This window comes from Sulfitobacter sp. HI0040 (assembly GCF_001634885.1).
Classification (GTDB): Bacteria; Pseudomonadota; Alphaproteobacteria; order Rhodobacterales; family Rhodobacteraceae; genus Sulfitobacter.
Window position 1 is genome coordinate 1 of record NZ_LWEX01000410.1, and the last position, 205, is coordinate 205.

General features: G+C 62.4%; 1 protein-coding gene. It reads left to right on the forward strand.

All coding sequences use genetic code 11. The annotated features are described in order from the left end of the window. Positions 1-205 (forward strand): FAD-dependent oxidoreductase (locus A3728_RS16975; protein WP_161489597.1); only part of this gene is annotated, 205 nt, incomplete at both ends.

Sequence of the window (205 nt, forward strand, 5' to 3'; positions counted from 1 at the left end):
CGCGTGTCTCTGGCTATGAGAGCATGGCGAGGGATGGCGATACCGTACGTCTGACGAGCACAGATAACGTAGCCTATGAAGCCGAGCGGATGTTGCTTGCGACCGGGCGGGTGCCGAACAGCGATGGGCTGAACCTCGGCGCCGCCGGGATCGAAACGGATGCCAGAGGCGGTATCATCGTCGACGACCGGATGCGCACCACCAA